General features: G+C 65.9%; 15 protein-coding genes. 8 read left to right on the top strand and 7 right to left on the bottom strand.

Translation table 11 applies throughout. From position 1 onward, the window contains the following. Positions 1–97 precede the first annotated feature (97 nt). Positions 98–262, top strand: a complete 165-nt coding sequence (locus tag JN531_RS04390) for a rubredoxin (protein ID WP_228347641.1) — start codon at positions 98–100, stop codon at positions 260–262. Positions 263–270: 8 nt separating this feature from the next. Here the strand turns inward: JN531_RS04390 and JN531_RS04385 are convergent, their stop codons facing one another. Next, positions 271–1125 (bottom strand): 2OG-Fe(II) oxygenase, encoded by an 855-nt coding sequence (locus JN531_RS04385; protein WP_228347640.1) that lies wholly within the window; start codon positions 1123–1125, stop codon positions 271–273. Between the two features lie 112 nt (positions 1126–1237). Between JN531_RS04385 and JN531_RS04380 the strand changes: the two genes are divergently transcribed. Beyond that, entirely contained in the window at positions 1238–1834 is a 597-nt protein-coding gene (locus JN531_RS04380; RefSeq protein WP_228347639.1) for an LON peptidase substrate-binding domain-containing protein, read from the top strand. A 110-nt stretch (positions 1835–1944) separates the two neighbouring features. On the opposite strand, the gene JN531_RS04375 is transcribed toward JN531_RS04380, so the two are convergent. Then, positions 1945–2658 carry a hypothetical protein gene (locus JN531_RS04375; RefSeq protein WP_228347638.1) on the bottom strand — a complete coding sequence of 238 codons (714 nt, stop codon included), beginning with the start codon at positions 2656–2658 and terminating at the stop codon, positions 1945–1947. 141 nt (positions 2659–2799) lie between these two features. Between JN531_RS04375 and JN531_RS04370 the strand changes: the two genes are divergently transcribed. Continuing rightward, a complete protein-coding gene (locus JN531_RS04370) occupies positions 2800–4323 on the top strand; it encodes an OmpP1/FadL family transporter (protein ID WP_228347637.1) in 1524 nt (507 codons plus the stop codon). 39 nt (positions 4324–4362) lie between these two features. On the opposite strand, the gene JN531_RS04365 is transcribed toward JN531_RS04370, so the two are convergent. From JN531_RS04365 to JN531_RS04345, 5 genes are all read right to left on the bottom strand, one after another. Further along, positions 4363–5394: an isocitrate/isopropylmalate dehydrogenase family protein gene (locus JN531_RS04365; protein WP_228347636.1), complete on the bottom strand. Its 1032-nt coding sequence runs from the start codon at positions 5392–5394 to the stop codon at positions 4363–4365. Between the two features lie 127 nt (positions 5395–5521). Further along, complete coding sequence (locus tag JN531_RS04360) at positions 5522–6313, bottom strand: SDR family oxidoreductase (protein ID WP_228347635.1); 792 nt, start codon at positions 6311–6313, stop codon at positions 5522–5524. Between the two features lie 66 nt (positions 6314–6379). Beyond that, positions 6380–7534 (bottom strand): sulfotransferase family protein, encoded by a 1155-nt coding sequence (locus JN531_RS04355; RefSeq protein ID WP_228347634.1) that lies wholly within the window; start codon positions 7532–7534, stop codon positions 6380–6382. Next, positions 7531–8643: a DUF1214 domain-containing protein gene (locus JN531_RS04350; protein WP_228347633.1), complete on the bottom strand. Its 1113-nt coding sequence runs from the start codon at positions 8641–8643 to the stop codon at positions 7531–7533. The genes JN531_RS04355 and JN531_RS04350 overlap by 4 nt, the downstream gene beginning before the upstream one ends. A gap of 124 nt (positions 8644–8767) precedes the next feature. After that, entirely contained in the window at positions 8768–10240 is a 1473-nt protein-coding gene (locus JN531_RS04345) for a WS/DGAT/MGAT family O-acyltransferase (RefSeq protein ID WP_228347632.1), read from the bottom strand. A 284-nt stretch (positions 10241–10524) separates the two neighbouring features. Here JN531_RS04345 and JN531_RS04340 point away from each other — a divergent pair, with 284 nt between their 5' ends. The 5 genes from JN531_RS04340 to JN531_RS04320 all read left to right on the top strand — a co-directional run bounded on the left by JN531_RS04340 (position 10525) and on the right by JN531_RS04320 (position 16987). Further along, complete coding sequence (locus tag JN531_RS04340) at positions 10525–12411, top strand: DUF1302 domain-containing protein (RefSeq protein WP_228347631.1); 1887 nt, start codon at positions 10525–10527, stop codon at positions 12409–12411. Between the two features lie 132 nt (positions 12412–12543). Next, positions 12544–14400 carry a DUF1302 domain-containing protein gene (locus JN531_RS04335; protein WP_228347630.1) on the top strand — a complete coding sequence of 619 codons (1857 nt, stop codon included), beginning with the start codon at positions 12544–12546 and terminating at the stop codon, positions 14398–14400. A gap of 26 nt (positions 14401–14426) precedes the next feature. Next, positions 14427–15410 (top strand): flavin reductase family protein, encoded by a 984-nt coding sequence (locus tag JN531_RS04330; protein ID WP_228347629.1) that lies wholly within the window; start codon positions 14427–14429, stop codon positions 15408–15410. Between the two features lie 126 nt (positions 15411–15536). Then, positions 15537–16118 carry a TetR/AcrR family transcriptional regulator gene (locus JN531_RS04325; RefSeq protein WP_228347628.1) on the top strand — a complete coding sequence of 194 codons (582 nt, stop codon included), beginning with the start codon at positions 15537–15539 and terminating at the stop codon, positions 16116–16118. 26 nt (positions 16119–16144) lie between these two features. Further along, positions 16145–16987, top strand: a complete 843-nt coding sequence (locus JN531_RS04320) for a peroxiredoxin family protein (protein ID WP_228347627.1) — start codon at positions 16145–16147, stop codon at positions 16985–16987. Positions 16988–16991: the final 4 nt, after the last annotated feature.

Raw genomic sequence — 16991 nt, 5'->3', positions numbered from 1 at the left:
CCGCCCTTTTTGTTGTGCTTCATCCGGCTGTGGGATGTCGCGCGCCCGGCGTGCCATCAGCATGGTGCCGGATCACCCATTGAAAGAGGGATGTTTCATGCGCAAGTGGCGCTGCTTGATCTGTGATTTCGTGTACGACGAAGCCGAAGGCATTCCCGATGAGGGCATTCCCGCAGGTACCAAGTGGGAAGACGTGCCCGACACCTGGACCTGTCCGGACTGCGGGGCCTCCAAGATCGACTTCCAGATGGAAGAGATCTGAGTCTGCCCTCAGGCTTCGTGTAGCCAGCCGTTAATGGTGAAGCGCCCGTCGGCAAATGCGCCCGACGGGCAGCTCACCGGCCGCACCTCATGCAGATAGCGGCTGAGGAAGAACACGATGCTGTTGTTCTCGGGCTGGTAGTCGCGGTAGTGCTCGGCGGCGACATAGAAGTTGTCGCGCACGGTCGAGTCGAACACCCGCAATTCGCCGCCGGTGTAGGCCTTGGGTGAGCGATTGAAGTAGTAGACGTACGTCAGCAGACGCGACCGCGTGTCGGCACTGCCGTTGTCGTTGTGCTGACGGTAGTAGTTGCCGTCGTTGTGTGCGGTCAACTGGGCTTCGAAACGCGGCAGCGGATGCTCGGGCGGCAGCCCGAAGGCTGGCAGCAAGGCGCCCAGCCGATCGCGGATTCGCTGTTCCATCAGCGCCGAAAAGGCCGGGAAGTCGGTCAACACCCACGATTCCCGATACTGTTTGTCCTGCGTGGACACACCCGACGGTGTGAACTTCGCCTCGTGGGCGATGGCGAAGTCCACCAGCGCCGCGTGGTCGGCCGGCGTGAGGAAGTCCCGCCAATGCACGACGATCGAAGGCTCTATCGGCGGTGCCGCCGTGGTTGATGCCGCGGCCGCGGCGACCAGTCGCAGCGAGGTGTCGCTGATCACCCCCACCAGTGCCTGCGTCGACACCGTGAGTCGGGACTGGCCGTGGCGCAGCGGAATTTCCACCAGGCCCGCCGGCCGCTGGTCGGCATTGACCGCAATCAGGGTCGCCAGCTGGTCCAGTAGGGGGTCATTTTCCTCGGCATCGAAGTCGATGCGATGGCCGCCGGCCAGCAGCAGGGAATAGGTACGCCAGGTCACGGGGTCACTCGTCGGCATAGGGACAGGAGCGCCGATTGTGCCGTCTCGCCGCCATCACGGCGACCGCGGTGCCCTCGCGCTACCCTAGGGGTCCAAGCCATCGGGACGCGCCGTGGACGACGACACACTGGAGATTCCCATCTTTCCGCTGGGCAGCGTGTTGTTTCCGGCGGGTGTGATGACGCTGCGCATTTTCGAGCAGCGCTATGTCGACATGACCAAGGCCTGCATCCGCGACGAGTCGCCGTTCGGCATCGCCCTGATCCGGGCCGGGTTCGAGGTGGGGCAGCCGGCAATCCCCTGCGACATCGGCTGCACCGCGCGCATCCTCGAATGGGAAGTGCCGTCACCGGGGCTGTTCAATCTGCAGGTGCGCGGTGAGACGCGGTTTCGCATTCTCAGCCGCTGGGCGGAACCGGATGGCCTGATCCGCGCGCGCGTCTCGCTGCTGGAGGCCTCGGCGCCGCAGGCGGTGCCCCCGCGCCATGCCCCGCTCGCCAAGCTGTTGACGCGGCTGATGTCCGAGCTGGGGCCGGCGTATTTTCCGATGCCGGGGCGGACCGATGATGCGGCCTGGGTGGGGTTTCGCCTCGCTGAACTGCTGCCGGTGCCGCCGGAACGCAAACAGGCGCTGCTGACCCAGAGCGACCCGCTGGTGGTGCTGGATGCGGTGGAGCAACTGCTGATCGATCTGCGGGCCCCCGACTGAGGGGCGCGGCGCCGGTTGTTGAAAAGTTTAAATATCGCAAAAACAAAGCGTTACAAGAAATACGAAAAAAATGTCGCGCCGGAGGTGCGGTTTTTCCGCTGCCGTGCGTCTTACTCAGTGAACCCCTGAAGTTCGCCCCCCGCCGGCTCCGTGCCGTCGGGGGTTTTTTCGTTGTGCCGCAGGGGGCCCAGCCGCCAGTCATCTGCCGCCTTGCCGGTGAGCCAGAGGCGATCCAGCGGCAGGGCGAGGACGCTGTGCTGCAGCCGCAACGGCAGCGGGGTGTCGCCGAAGTGGATGCGGGTTTCCAGCTCGGCCTGCAGCGGGATGTGGACCACCTGGTCCACCCGGGCGGTGATCGGTGCGGTGAAGGCCAGCCGCACCGGTTGCGAGATGGGGATGGTCAGGTCGACCGGCAGGTCGAGATCAAGCGGAATCTCACCGCTGATCGGCAGTGTCATCGGGATCCCCAGCACCCGGGTATCCATGGTGGTGTCGACCGGCACCCGGGTGTTCACCGGGATGGTGCCCTGGTAACGCACGGTGAGCGCCAGTGGCACTTCGGTGTCGAAGTCCACGTCCAGCTTCAGCGTCTCGTTGAGCCGCACCGGGATGCCGCGGCTGTCGTCGCCGGCATCTGGCCCGCGCGCCTGCAGCACCGTGACCGATACCGGCAGGTCGGCCGGCAACCGTGCCTGCAGCGCCTGATCGTGCAGGGGCACCACCGCCATGCCGTTGTGCAGCACCCACCAGGCGCCGCCTGCGCCGCTCAACAGCGCCAGGCTCATGACCAGCAGAACCAGTCCAAGCACTCGCCAGAATCCCATGATCATCTTCCGTGATGCGCCCGTCGCACGCGGGCAATGGGGGTCACCCTAGCGAAGACCAGTGCGCTTCGACTTGGCCGCGACGACAGTCCGGCAGAATATCGTGGACATGAACGCTGACAAACCAGAGGAGCGCAGCTGATGAAATGCAGTCAAACCGCCACGTGGCTGGCGGTTGCCGTGCTGTTGACGAGCCCCATGGCATGGGCCACCAATGGTTATTTCGCGCACGGTTACAGCGCCTCGCAGCGGGCGATGGGGGGCGCCGGTACCGCCCTGACCGAGGACGCGCTGATCGCCACCATCAACCCGGCCGGGGCCTATTGGCTGGAGGAGCGGCTGGATGTGACCCTCAGCCTGTTTTCGCCGATCCGCGACTATCAGGCCGGGCCGGTGGGCGCGGGGGCCGACAACAGCATCCTGCGGCTCGAAGAAGGCGGGCTGCGCAGCGATAACGAGATGTACTACATCCCCGGATTCGCCTACACCCGCCGCCTCGATGAGGTGTCCAGCTGGGGCATCGCCGTCTATGGCAACGGCGGTCTCAACACCGAGTACCGTGGCAGCACCACGCATTTCGGCGAGGGCTTCGCGGTGGGCGTGGCGGGTCTCGACCTGATCTCGCTGGAGACCCGCTGCGAAGGCGCCTTCGGCGGGGGTGTACCGGTGGCGGGCGAGGGCGATACCGGGGGCTTTTGCGGCAATGACGATGCCAATGCCGGGGTCGATCTGATCCAGCTCTTCATCGTCCCGCACTATTCGCGCCGCATCGGCGAGCGGACCTCGATCGGAATTGCGCCGATCTTCGCCGGACAGCGCTTCCGTGCCGACGGTCTGGGCGCGTTCCGGCAGTTTTCCAACCAACCCGACCGGGTCAGCGGCACCGGCCATGACACCGCCTATGGCTATGGTGGCCGCGTTGGCATCCTCACCGGGGCGATCCCGGGTTTCGGCTTTGGCGCGTCTTACCAGACCCGCATCCGGATGACCGCCTTCGACAAGTACGCCGGGTTGTTCGCCGACGATGGCGATTTCGACATCCCCTCGACCTGGAACATCGGCCTGTCGGCCCACCCCAGTGACGATTTGCGGATTGCCGTCGATTTCCAGCGCATCAACTTCAGCGAAGTGAAGGCGGTCGGTAATCGCTTCGACACCAACGACTTCGTCAACAACTGTGCGCGGCCACGACTGCTCGCGGGGCTCGGCTTCGGCGGCAGTCTCGATCCGAGTCCGTCGTGCCTGGGGTCCGCCAGCGGCCCCGGCTTCGGCTGGCAGGATGTCGAGGTGGTGAAGCTCGGGGTGCAGTACCGCGTGGCCGCCTTCAAGCTGCGTGCCGGTTACAGCAAGGGCGACCAGCCGATCCCGGCCAGCGAGCTGCTGTTCAACGTGCTCGCCCCGGCGGTGCCGGAGGAGCATTTCACCGCCGGCCTGGGCTACCAGCTCAGCCGTCGGGTGGGCCTGGACTTCGCCTTCATGTACGCCAAGTCGCTGACCGTGTTCGGCCCCAACCCGCTCAGCAATACCGACGCCACCGCCGTGGATCTGGTGCTGGGTGCCGGCAGCAACGCGACCGCCTTCGGCGCCGATGCCAATGACCAGACGCTGCGACTGAACATGCGGCAGTGGGAGGCCACGTTCTGCTTCAGTTACCGCTTCGAGTGACCGTGACCGGGCTGATGCCGGCGCCGTGTCGCGCCGGCATCAGCCGTTGCGGATACGCGCCACCAGGGCGGCGGTGAATTGCCGGGTGTTGGCGCTGCCGCCGAGGTCGCCGGTGCGGATCTGGTCGACGTTGTAGGTCTGGTCGATGGCGTTGCGCAGTCGGCCGGCAAGCTCGCCGCGCTGCACGTGATCGAGCATCATCGCCACCGCCAGCAGCAGTGCCACCGGGTTGGCGATGCCCTTGCCGGCGATATCCGGTGCCGAGCCGTGCACCGCTTCGAACAGGGCGGCGTCATCGCCGATGTTGGCGCCCGGCGCCATCCCCAGGCCGCCCACCAGTCCGGCCACCAGATCCGACAGGATGTCGCCGAACAGATTGGTGGTCACCAGGGTGTCGAACTGCCAGGGATTGAGCACCAGCTTCATTGCGCAGGCATCGATGATGACGTCGTCCAGCGCGATGCGGTCGGCGTAGTGCGCCTTGTGCAGCTTGCGCGCCTCGTCGAGAAAGATGCCGGTGAGCAGTTTCATGACGTTGGCCTTGTGGACCACGGTCATCTTCTTGCGGCCGAGCGAGATGGCGTGCTCGAAGGCGTATTTCAGCAGCCGCCGGGAGCCCTCGCGGGTGTTCACACCGGTGGCGATGGCGATCGCTTCGGGGTCGCCGTTGAGCGGAATGTAGTGTTCGTAGCCGACGTACAGCCCGCCGACGTTCTCGCGGTACACCAGGAGATCGATGTCCTCGTAGCGGCCACCGGGGATCAGGGACCGGGCCGGACGCACGTTGGCATACAGGCCGAAGGTTTCGCGCATGCGCACGCTGGAGGAGCGGTAGCCGCCGCCGGCCGGGGTTTCCAGCGGCCCCTTCAGGGCAAGTCGGGTGCGGGCGATGCTGTCCAGCGTGGCCTGCGGCAGCGGGTCGCCCGCCGCCTTCACCCCGGCCAGCCCGGCTTGCTGGATGTCCCAGTCAAAGGGGCTGCCCAGTGCTTCGAGCACGGCGACGGCGGATTCGACGATCTCCGGACCGATGCCATCACCGGGAATCAGCGTGGCGGGGATGGCAGTGGACATGGCGGTACTCGTTGAGGGCTCGCCGCATTATCGACGATTCCTCGGGGCTGCCGCCCGTTTTCCGCGGGCTCAGAAGCGTCGCTGGCGCTTCTGATTGCGCGCCCGCTACAAACTCCCGATTCCCGACTCAAGGCATATACGCGCCACCATTGGCATCCAGCGCCGCGCCGGTGACGGCACTGGCGTAGTCGGACACCAGGAACAGTGCCGCACGCGCGCACTCGTCATCAGTGGGGATGCGGCCGAGCGGAATGCTGGCCTCGATCGGCGCTTTCAGCTGTTCCACCGGCACCTTCTGTTCGCTGGCCTGCCAGTTGAAGTAACCCTCCACCGGTGCGCCCCACATCCAGCCCATGTGGATGCTGTTGACGCGAATGCCATCCTTGCCGACTTCCTTGGCGAGGTATTTCGCCGAGTTGGCCAGTGCCGCCTTCGAGGCGGCGTAGCCGGCCTCGCCCAATGGCGGCACCTGGCGCGCGGCCATGGTGTTGATCATGACGATGGCGCCGCCGCCCTGTGCCTTCATCTGCGGCAGCGAGGCCTGCGTCAGTTTCAGCGTGCCGATCAGGTTGGTCTGCAGCGGGATGTGCCAGCTGTCGAGGTCGGCATCGGAGACGTAGTCCATCGCGCCATGGACGAAGGCGCTGTTGACCAGCGCGTCGATGCGGCCGAAGGTTTTTACCGCCGCCGCCACCAGTGCATCGCATTGGCTGCGGTCGGTGATGTCGCAGGTCTGCTTGAGCACTTGAGTGTGGGTTCCCAGCGCCTTGATGCGCTGCTCGGCGTCCTCCAACTTGTCGGCCGAGCGGGCCGAGATGATGACGCCGGCGGCGCCTTCACGGGCGGCTTCTACCGCCAGCTTCACCCCGAGGCCGGGGCCGATGCCGGAGACGAGGACGATCTTGTTGTTCAGCAGCATGAGGGGGCTCCGTGAGGGGTGAGGTGTGAGGTGTGAGGAGGTTGGAGCGCAGCTTGCGCGCGACGGCTAGGCTTTGATGTGTTGAGCCCGATACTCGGCAAAAGCATCGCGAATGCCGTCATCGGTCAGGCCGAACTGCGGGGCGCTGTAGTCGTGGCCGCCCTGGTGGGTCTTCTCGTCCTCCACCAGCCAGGCGCGCATGCGGGCTTCGGCGTCGGCGTCGCGTGGCAGGCCGATGAAGTCGTAGATCTTTTCAACCACCGCCATCGGCTGTTTCACGGTGTCGCGGAAATCGACATCGAGGAACTGTCCCGGCGCGGTCTGGCGCACGTCCATGGTGTGGTAGAGCGCGCGGTGCATCAGGTCGTGCCAGGTGCGGCCGGCGGCATGCGCATTGGCCTCGGCGCTGTAGATGCCCCACAGGGTGTGGATGAAGCTGGCAATCGACGGGATGCTCTGCACCGGGTCGCGGTGGGTGAGGATCACCTGCACGCCGGGGAACACCTTCAGCAGCAGATGCATGCGCAGCAGGTGGTGCGGCGCCTTCAGCACCCAGCGACCGGGGGTCTTGCCGCGCTGCCGCTGCTGCCATTGCAGGAACTGCAGCATGCGGCGCAGATAGTCGTAGGCGGGGGTCTGGTCCTGCGCATCCAGCCAGCGGTCATAGCCGGGGATGTCGGCATAGGCGTTGAAGGCGCTCATGAAGCTGTGCTCCATCAGCATCACTTCCTCGTCGGCCTCGTCCGCATTCATCGGATGGATGGCGGTGAGCTTGGGCATGGCGGTGGTCATCATGTCGACCATCTCGCGTGCCGCCTGGATGCGGGCGGTGGGCGCTGCCAATGCCTCGCCGGGGAACGGCACCGGGAACTGCGACTCCCAGAACGCCATCCACGAAAAGCGCGGGTCGCGCGACAGCAGCCGGTGCAGCTTGGTGGTGCCGGTGCGTGGCAGGCCGACGATCACCACTGGTGCGTCGACGGTCTCGTTGGCGATCTCGGGGTGGGCGGAAAATGCCGCTTCCACCCGCAGCCGGTTGGCCAGCTGGGTCACCAGCTTCTGGCGAAAGATGCCGGCGCCCATCTCCGACAGCCGCGCCTCGGTGTTCAGCGCCGTACACAGCGCCTCCAGGCCGGGACGGAAGCGGGCATCGCCGAAATCACGCAGGCCGCCGGTCTGTTCACGGGCCTCCGCCAGCAGCGCATCAGGGGTGAGGGTCATGCACGGGTCTCGTCAAGAAAGGCGGCGCGCGTCATCACGCGGGTTTCGGGATGCACCGGCTCGCACGCGCCGACCCAGCGCAGACACATCGTGCCGCGGTCGTGGCCGGTGGTTTCCAGCCGGTTGGGGTGGGGCAGGTCGTCGTGGCTCAACACCAGGGTGACGCTGCCGTCGGCATTCGGCGTGGCGCTGTGCGCGTTGTGGTGGATGCGGTGGTAGCGGTAGTCCAGCGACTCCATCCACCAGTTGTTGATCTGCAGGTTCCAGAAGCGGCAGTCGGGAATCCGCGGCAGATGGATCACCAGCACCTCGTCGGGCCTCAGGGCCCAGTAGGCGTGGTAGTAGAAGATGTTGGGATCGCCGCCGACACGCTGACACAGCGCCTGGTCGGCCGGCGGCAGTTCGTTGGTACGCGGCAAGTAGCTCTGCGCCCAGTCGGCAAATAACCGCGCGGTGCCTTCGACGAAGTGTGCGGTGCGGCTGAGGCTGGTGGCCAGGCGCTCGGCCGTCAGGGGTTGCGGCGCGCCACCATCGCGGCGGTGGATGGTCATCCGCGCCGGTTGCTCGGCGCTGCGGTCGCGGAAGGTCTGGCGCACGATCACCGCATTGCTGTCGGCTTCCAGCTTCAGCCCGTTGCGGGCGGGCGGCGTCTGGCTGAGCACGATCTCGAAGCGACCGTCGGCGTCGCAGTCGAGGTCGGCCGCGTCGAGAAAGCCGGTCTGCGTCATCTTGCCGTCGGTTTCGTAGCCGCCCTTCTGGCTGCCGAAGCTGAGGTAGTCCACCGTGCCGCGTTCACCGCGGATCAGGTATTCGTGGCGGCCATCGATGCGGCCCATGAGGTAGAGGTTGTCCGGGTTGTCGGCGCCGATCTTGGCGGTCTCGTGCGAGGGCGCGAGAAAGCCCGGCGCCTCCGGGTCGGCAAACTCCAGGTGCATGTCGAGGCCGATGCGCAGCAGGCGGGTGAGATAGCGAAAGCCCTCGGCGCGGTCCAGCTCGCTCACCGGCGCCTCCGGGCGCAGGATCTGCTCGCCGGCCCGCTTCAGGTGGTCGCAGAAGTCTGCCCAGACGCGGCCGTCGACCACGGCATCGCGGGCGGCTGAATCAGCCATCGGTGATCCTCGGGGCGGCTGTTTGCCGCTCGTGTTGTCGGAGCTGGGACAGTAGTCAGCGCGCTGCGCGCGAGCGTCACCTGTTTGGGGTAGACCTGATGGGCAAGCGCTTTCGGCGCCGGGTCTATGGCGACTTTCTGGCGGTCTTGCGTCGCGGCGTCGGCGCCGAGGGCTTGGCCTTCTTTGCGGTCTTGGCGCGTGGGCGGGCGGGTGCTTTCGGAGGCGCGATCCCAAAGGCCTTTTCCAGCTCGGTCAGCGCGTCTCCGGTGTATACCGCCAGCCGCTGCAGGCTGGGGATGGCTTCGCGGCAGCCGAGGAAGCCGACGGCCACACGGTCGCAGTAGCCGACCAGGGTGATGTTGATGGCGTAGCCGTCGAACAGGAACGACACCGGGTACATCGCTTCCAGTTCGGCGCCCATCAGATACAGCGGCTGCTTGCTGAGGACGACATTGGAAATCACGAAGTTGAAGAACGGCGGCAGCTTCGGCAGCAGGCCGGTCATCTGGCCGAGGATCAGCGGCGACAGCCCCAGCAACGCCAGCTGATTCAGCGCGGTCTGCGGCATCGCCGACAGTTCGCGTTTGGCGCGGCTGCTGACCCGAGAGACGGCGCCCAGTCGCTCGCGCGGGTCATCGATGTGCGTGCCCAGCGGACAGACGAAGCCGGCGACCGCATTACCGGCCTTGCCGTCGGGGCGGATCAGGCCCATCGGTACCGACGCCAGCAGCGGTTTGTCGGGCACATTGCCCTGCTCCACCAGATAGCGACGGATGGCGCCGCCGCAGACCGCCAGCAGCACTTCATTGGTGGAGGCGTTGCCGGCGCTGGCCACGGCTTTCAGCCGGTCCAGCGAGAGAATCTGGGTGCCCAGGCGCCGTTGCGCGCTGACGGGCACGTTGAACAGGCTGCGGGGCGTCGACAAGGCGGCGCGGGTGGGGCTGTCGTCGCCGCGGCTCATCTGGAAAATGGCCTTGCCGAGGTCCCCCAGTGATCGCACCTGATGGCCGGCCAGGCTGACCGGGCGGGCCAGACGCTGGCCGAGGCTGGGCACCGCGCTCGGTGGGCGGGCCTTCGGCGGTTTCTCGGCGAGCACCCAGGGGCCGTCGGCACGGGTGTCGTTCGGATCGGTCGACAGCCAGCGTTGCACCATGCGCATCGCGCCCATGCCGTCGATGGCGCAGTGGTGGGCCTTGAAGTAGAGGGCAAAGCGGTTGTCTTCGAGCCCCTCGATCAGGTGCGCTTCCCACAGCGGCCGGTTGAGGTCGAGCGGGTGCGAGTGCAGTCGGGCGACCAGAATCCCCAGCTCGCGTTCGCCTCCCGGGTAAGGCAGGGCCGAGTGGCGCAGGTGGTAGTCCATGTCGACCGGGCTTTCCACCCAGGCCGGCGCCAGCTTCGACAGCGCGGTCTGCGACAGCCGGTAGCCGAACGGTGCCGGCATGAAGGGATGCTCGCGCATGCGCGACAGCAGTCGCTGGAAGAAGTCACGCGGCGCCTTGGGCGGCAGCCGGAAGGTCATCAGGGCGCCGACGTGCATCGGCGTGCGTGGTGATTCCATCCGCAGAAAGGCGGCATCCAGTGTGCTGAGGTACTGCATGGTGGTGTCTCCCATCGCGATTGGCATCGTTGTTATGTCGCGAACATGCCTGACCCCGGGGAAATCCACCAGCGTCATTCGGACGAGTTCGGGCTGTCAGAGAACGCTCACACGGCGACGAGGCGAACTCGCGCAGGTTTGCAGTGGAGGTCTCATCGTAACGGATGACCCCGACAACGCGAGCGCTGGTTAGGCTGCAACGCGAGCAGTTCGACATTCAACAAGACCGGAGATCGGCAGTGGGCCAGGAGCAGGGACAGAGTGCGCGCGGACATGCGCGCCGAATGGGTGCGGCCGTGCTGATCGCACTGGGCCTTCCGGGGATGGCGCAGGCCGGGAGTTTCAAGCTGTTCGGGCTTGATGGCGGCTATCAGTTGCAAGGTGCCTACGCGCTGGCAACGCGCCTGAACGCACCCGCCTCCGGCATCGTCAATACGCCGCCGAGCCCGGAAATCCCGATTCCCGATTTCATCAAGCTGCCGGAGTCCAACAACTACGACGACGGCGATCGCAACTTCGCCGAGGGGTCGGTGGTGAACAACCGCCTGTCGCTGCTGGGCGAGATCCAGTTGAGCCGGGGTGACTACGGGCTGCTGGTGCGCGGCGACGCCTTCTACGATTTCGCCTACATGCGCCGCAACGACAACGATTCGCCGATGTCGATCAACCGCACCGCCGGTGATCCGCAGTTTCCGTTCGAGGGTGATCTCACGCGTTTCAGCAAGGAGGCCAAGAGCCGCGCCGGCCGTCGGGGCCGCCTGCTGGATGCCTACGTGTATGGCAGTTGGTACTTCGGTGAGGCGTCGGCGCTCAACCTTCGGGTCGGCCGCCATATCGCCGCCTGGGGTGAAAGCCTGTTCTTCTCCGGGGTGGCGCTGGCACAGGCGCCGGCCGATGCCACCAAGGCGACGGTGCCGGGCGCCGACGTCAAGAGCATCCTGTTGCCGGTCAACCAGGTCTCGATGCAGCTGGCAATCAACGAGAAGTGGACACTGCTGGGGCAGTACAAACTGGAGTTCAAGCCGGTGGAGCTGAACCCGGTCGGTGAATACTTCTCGGTGAGCGACGTGGTGGGCCCCGGGGCCCAATTCATCTACGGCATCGAAAATCCGCTGTATCTCGAGAACCTTGAAGATCTCAATCTCGCCTCCGGCGAGCTGGCCGAAACCCTGCAGTTGGTGGTCGACCTGCTGGCGCCGGGTCTGCCCACCGGCCAGCTCACCCAGGTGGTGGGTAACCTGCTGAACCTGCTCGACCCCCTGCTGCCGGACATTCCGGTGCCGGGCGGCATCATCAACCAGCCCAACACGCCGCGGTACGTCAACGTGGTGCGGCAGGATGACATCGTGCCCAGCGATCACGGCCAGTGGGGCGTCGGCCTGAAGTACCAGATCACGCCGGAAACCACGCTCGGGGCCTACCGCCTGCGCTACCACAACACCACGCCGGCGCCGGTCCAGAACTATGGCGAGGCGCTGCTGGTGCCGGGCAACGGCATTCTGCAGCCGATCACCACCGGCACCCTCGGGTTGCAGGTGCCGGTGACCTACAACATCCGCTACTTCGATGGGGTCGACCTGTCCGCCCTGAGCTTCTCGACCTCGCTGTTCGGCGCCAATGTCGGCGGCGAAGTGATTCTGCGGGAAGGGGTGGATGTGCTGGTCGATGTCGATGGCGGACTGCTCGGCCCGGTGCCGACACCGACCCGTGCCGAGGTCTGGCAGGGGCTGTTGTCGGCCCTCTACGTGCTTGGCCCGCGGTTTGGCTGGGATGCCCTGACGCTGGTCGGCGAGACCGGCTTCGTCCACGTCGAGGACCTGGAGGCGGCCTGCGGCCCCAACGGCTGCTCCACCGACCTGTCCTATACCCGCGATGCCTGGGCCTATTCGATCCTGGCGCTGATGGACTTCCGCAACATCACGGCCGGCTGGGACCTGCAGGTGCCGATGTCGTTCTCGGCGATCGGCAGTGGCCAGTCGTCGCTGCTGTCGGGCCTGGGCTCGCTGATGGGGGAGGGCGACATGCGCGCCAGCATCGGCTTCAATTTCACCCGCCTGCAGAAGCTCGAAATGGGGGTCAGCTACAACGCCTTTCTGGGCAGCCCGCAGTTCGAGCGCCGACCCTATGCCGACCGTGACTACCTGGCCCTGACTGCCAAGTACCGGTTCTGAACACGACCGACCCCGATCCTGAACCCCAGGGCCTGTTAGCGCTAACAGGCCCTAGTCACTTCGGATGAAGCCGTGTTCCGGTCCCCGATCTACGGTGCGCCAGCGGTATCCAATAAAGATAGGGAGGAGCCCATGGGCGCGTTGGCAGGCCGTTTCGGTGGTGTCGGGGTCGGGGTGGTGATGGCGGTGTTTTCGGGCAATGCCATGGCCGGCAGTTTCAGTCTGTTGGGGCTGGATGCCTCCTACAAGTTGTCGTTGGGCTACAGCCTGGCGGTGCGCATGGGCGATCAGGCCAGCGCCCTGGTGAATGCACCGGTGGACCCGTTGCAGCCGCAGGTGCTGCCCTCGGGCCAGGCCATTGGATTTACCCATACCGGCTTGTCGACCACCATCAACCTGGATGACGGCAACCGCAACTTCGACAAGTATTCGCCGATCAACAACCGCCTGACCTCGTTCGGCGAGTTCTCGCTGCGCAAGGGCAATTTCGGCATCGTCACCTCGGGGGCGGCGTTCTACGATTTCGCCTTCCAGTCCACCAACGACAACGATTCGCCTGACACCATCAACAAGCGAAACGGTCCGGTTGACGAATTCCACCCGGACGCGGTCAGCACCAATGGCGAACGGGCGCGGGTGCTGGAAGCCTACGCCTTTGCCGATTTCTACCTGACCGACGACATTGCGCTGAACCTGCGCTTCGGCAAGCAGCTGGTGGCCTGGGGCGAGAGTCTGTTCTTCCCCGGTATCGTGTCGGCCCAGGGCCCCAACGATGCCACCAAGGCGTTCGTCCCGGGGGCCGAGATCAAGGAGATCCTGCTGCCGGCACACCAGGCCTCGTTCCAGTTGCAGATGGGGTTCAACTACACGCTGATGGGGTTCTATCAGTTGCACTTCAAGCCGACCGAGGTGTTCCCGGTGGGCGACTTCTTCTCGGTGGCCGACGTGGTCGGACCGGGCGCCGAATTCGCGCATGGCTCGATCAACCCGGCCAGTGGTGCCGGCTGCCCGGGTCTGCTCGATCTCGATCCGCTGCCGCTGGATCTCAGCCAGCTGTGCATGCTGGCGACGCCCGTGGGCGCGCTGCTGAACTCCGAGGACACCATCAAGACCATTCGCGGGCCGGACATCATTCCCGACAAGGATGGCCAGTGGGGGATCGGCCTCAAGGCACAGATCACCGACAGCACCACGCTGGGGTTCTACCATCTGCGGTATCACAACCATAATCCGACGGTGCAGCTGAACTTCGGATTTGCGCCGCTGGGCGAACTGCCGAACGGCACGCCGGTGACCACCGCGCTGATCAACCAGGAAGTCCCGGTCACCTACCAGATCCGCTACTTCGACGACATCACCATGAACGCGGTCAGTTTCTCGACGACCCTGTTCGGTCTGAATGTCGGCGGCGAGGTGATCTACCGCGAGGACATCGACCTGCCGGTGGCGGCCGCGGTCTCCGGGGTGATCAGCCCGATCTACTCGCGCGGCAACACCATCCAGTCGAACCTGTCGGCGATCTTCGTGACCAATCCGCGCTTCTGGATCTACGACGAAGTCGCCGTGGCGGCGGAAACCTCCTTCCTCTACGTCGACGAGGTTCAGGCCATCGATGCACGACCCGGGCTGGTGCCGCTGGGCGACGGTGACACCCTGTTCTACGACCAGAAAGCCGCCGCCTACCAGTTCCTGGTGCTGCCGAAGGGCCGCAACGTGTTCCCGGGTTGGGACATCGGTACGCCGATCTCGGTGGCGCACGCCTTCTACAACTATGCCTCCAGTGCCGGCACCTTCGGCTCGCTGTTCGGCGAGGGCGATGTTCGCCTCGGCCTGCAGGTCATTGCGCAGTACCTGCAGAACCTGGAATTCGCGGTGGGGTACAACTGGTTCCTCGGCGACCCGGGCGCGCTGGTCGGCGACAGTCCGATCCCCGCCAACGCCGTGGCGGACCGCGAGTACGCCACCTTCACCATCAAGTACAGCCTGTAGGCGTCGACGGGGACGCCATTGACGATATGACGCAAAGCACCGCATTCGATCCCAAGGCGTTCCGCCAGGCCCTCGGCAGTTTTGCCACCGGGGTCACCATCATCACCACCCGGGCGGCGGACGGTACGCCGCTCGGGCTGACCGCCAGCAGCTTCAACTCGGTGTCGCTGGAGCCGCCGCTGGTGTTGTGGAGCCTCGCCAACAACGCGATGAGCTTCGAGCACTTCCGCGATGCCGGGCACTGGGCGGTGCATGTGCTGACCGCCGATCAGGAAGCCCTGTCCGGGCGTTTTGCCCGGCGCGGCGAGGACAAGTTTGCCGGCATCGACATCGAGGAGGGGGCCGGTGGCGTGCCCCTGCTCAAGGATTGCGCCGCCCGCTTCCAATGTCGGACCGCCTCGACCTATCAGGGCGGCGACCACCTCATTTTCATCGGCGAAGTGCTGGCCTTCGACCAGTCGGAAACCGCGCCGCTGGTGTTCCACGGCGGCCGCTATGCGCATGCAACCCGCCGCGACGGCCCCGGCGAAAAGCCGCGCGCCGCGGAACTGGCCGGCAGCTTCGGTGAAGACTTCCTGGGGTATCTGCTGGGCCGCAGCCACTTCCAGTTCTTCGGCCAGATTCGCGGACTGCTGGCGGAAGCCGGGCTCACCGACGAGGCGTTCTATCTGCTGTCGACCCTCACGCTCAAGCATGTGATGACGGGTGCCGAGCTGGAGCGGGGGATGGCGGGCGTGCTCAACCGCAGTGCCTGCGATGCCATTGGCGATCTGGTCGCTCGCGGCCTTGCCGAACAACTGCCGGAAACCGCGGATCAGGGCGTGGCCTACCAACTCACCGCAGCCGGCAGCGACTGTGCGCTCAAACTCATCGCCGCTGCCAAAGCACTGGAAAGCCAGGTGCTGGAGCGACTGGGCGCCGGCGAAGGCGCTGTGCTCAAGTCCCTGCTCAATCGACTGGTGCATGCAATCGACCCCGGCGTTGAGGCGCTCTGGCGACCGGTGGACTGAGGCGCGGTGCCGCCTGCGTCGCGGTGACGATCGACGGTCGATCTGCAACCGCCTGACTTGACGTCAGGTGGATGTCGGCCGATTATGGACCGATCAGTCCGGAATCGATGAGACCCCACCGCAGCCATGGCCCGTACCCGTGCCTTTGATGAAGACCACGCGCTCGAACGGGCGCTTTCGGCGTTTTGGACCAACGGCTACAAGGCCACGTCGCTTGATCAACTGCTGGCTGCCACCGGACTGAGCAAGAGCAGCCTGTACGACACCTTCGGCAGCAAGCGTCAGTTGCTGGTGAGCTGTCTCGATCGCTACGACGCGATGCTGCGCGAAGGCATCCTGGCGCCGCTGCTGCAGCCCGGCGCCAGTCGTCCGGCGATTGAGGCGGCCCTGCGCCGCTGCGTCCACCAGGCCATACAGCCCGAGGGGGTGCGGGGCTGCTTTGCCAACAATTGCCTCACCGAGCTGGCGACGGTAGATGCCGAATTGCAGAACGCCGCACGTGCCGTACGCCAGCGTTTGGAAGCCGCGCTGATGCAGGCCGTCCGGCACGGGCAGGCCGACGGCAGCATCGGCACCGCCGAATCGCCCCGTGCGCTGGCGCGATTTCTCGTTAATACCGTGACCGGACTCAATCTCGCGGCCAAGGCACAGCCCGGGCGGGCAGCGCTGGAAGACATCGTGCGGGTGGCACTGCGCGTACTCGATTGATCACTCGCCAGGCCCTGGAGGCCGACATGAGCCATTTCAAGGCAATTTTTGTTTCGACCTTTCTGGCGGCATCGGCCGTGGGGTTTCTGCTGGCGCTGGTGCAGCTACTGCAGGCGGGCATCGCATCCGCCTGGCTGGGGACGGTGATCGCCTGCGCCGGACCGACATTGTTCTTCACCCGGGTGTTTGCCTTTCCGCCGGCGCGCACCTCCCGCAACCTCTACCCGATGCTGATGGCCGGCATTGTCGGCACGGCGCTGGCCGGTTTGATCGGGGGCGTCGGTGGCATCGCCTTCTGGCTGGCGTTCGGGGTCGGGGTGGTTGGGTGTCTCGGATACGTTTTCTGGTACTCGCGGTTTGCCCCGCCCACCGGCTCGGTACTGCGTGAAGGGGCGACACTGCCCGACTTTCAACTGCAGGAGAACGGGCAGCCCGTCAGCCGCGAGGCACTCACGACGCAGCCGGCACTGTGGATTTTCTTCCGCGGTAACTGGTGCCCGCTGTGCATGGCGCAGATCCGCGAAGTCGCAGCCCAGTATCAGGCACTGGCACAGCGCGGCGTGCAGGTGCTGCTGGTCAGCCCGCAACCGCAGGGGCACACGGCATCACTGGCGTCGCGGTTCCAGGTGCCGATGCGATTTCTGACCGATGGCGGCAATGCGGCGGCGGCCCGCCTCGGCATTCTCGAGCGTGGCGGCCTGCCGGCGGGCATGCAGATGCTGGGCTACGACAGCGACGTGCCGCGGCCCAGCGTCTTCATCACCGATGCGCACGGACAGGTGATCTATTGCGACCTGACCGACAACTATCGGGTTCGCCCGGAGCCGCAGCAGTTTCTGGCGGTGCTCGACCGCCACGCCATTGTCTGACTGA

This window comes from Flagellatimonas centrodinii (assembly GCF_016918765.2).
Taxonomy (GTDB): domain Bacteria; phylum Pseudomonadota; class Gammaproteobacteria; order Nevskiales; family Nevskiaceae; genus Polycyclovorans; species Polycyclovorans centrodinii.
The sequence above is the reverse complement of the archived record's forward strand: the minus strand, read 5'-3'. Positions and strand labels throughout refer to the sequence as shown.

Bases quoted from the DNA above. Each gene is read 5' to 3' on its own strand.
- JN531_RS04390 (WP_228347641.1), top strand. From the start codon at position 98: ATGCGCAAGTGGCGCTGCTTGATCTGTGATTTCGTGTACGACGAAGCC.
- JN531_RS04375 (WP_228347638.1), bottom strand. From the start codon at position 2,658: ATGGGATTCTGGCGAGTGCTTGGACTGGTTCTGCTGGTCATGAGCCTG.
- JN531_RS04370 (WP_228347637.1), top strand. From the start codon at position 2,800: ATGAAATGCAGTCAAACCGCCACGTGGCTGGCGGTTGCCGTGCTGTTG.
- JN531_RS04365 (WP_228347636.1), bottom strand. From the start codon at position 5,394: ATGTCCACTGCCATCCCCGCCACGCTGATTCCCGGTGATGGCATCGGT.
- JN531_RS04360 (WP_228347635.1), bottom strand. From the start codon at position 6,313: ATGCTGCTGAACAACAAGATCGTCCTCGTCTCCGGCATCGGCCCCGGC.
- JN531_RS04355 (WP_228347634.1), bottom strand. From the start codon at position 7,534: ATGACCCTCACCCCTGATGCGCTGCTGGCGGAGGCCCGTGAACAGACC.
- JN531_RS04350 (WP_228347633.1), bottom strand. From the start codon at position 8,643: ATGGCTGATTCAGCCGCCCGCGATGCCGTGGTCGACGGCCGCGTCTGG.
- JN531_RS04345 (WP_228347632.1), bottom strand. From the start codon at position 10,240: ATGCAGTACCTCAGCACACTGGATGCCGCCTTTCTGCGGATGGAATCA.
- JN531_RS04340 (WP_228347631.1), top strand. From the start codon at position 10,525: ATGGGTGCGGCCGTGCTGATCGCACTGGGCCTTCCGGGGATGGCGCAG.
- JN531_RS04335 (WP_228347630.1), top strand. From the start codon at position 12,544: ATGGGCGCGTTGGCAGGCCGTTTCGGTGGTGTCGGGGTCGGGGTGGTG.
- JN531_RS04330 (WP_228347629.1), top strand. From the start codon at position 14,427: ATGACGCAAAGCACCGCATTCGATCCCAAGGCGTTCCGCCAGGCCCTC.
- JN531_RS04325 (WP_228347628.1), top strand. From the start codon at position 15,537: ATGGCCCGTACCCGTGCCTTTGATGAAGACCACGCGCTCGAACGGGCG.
- JN531_RS04320 (WP_228347627.1), top strand. From the start codon at position 16,145: ATGAGCCATTTCAAGGCAATTTTTGTTTCGACCTTTCTGGCGGCATCG.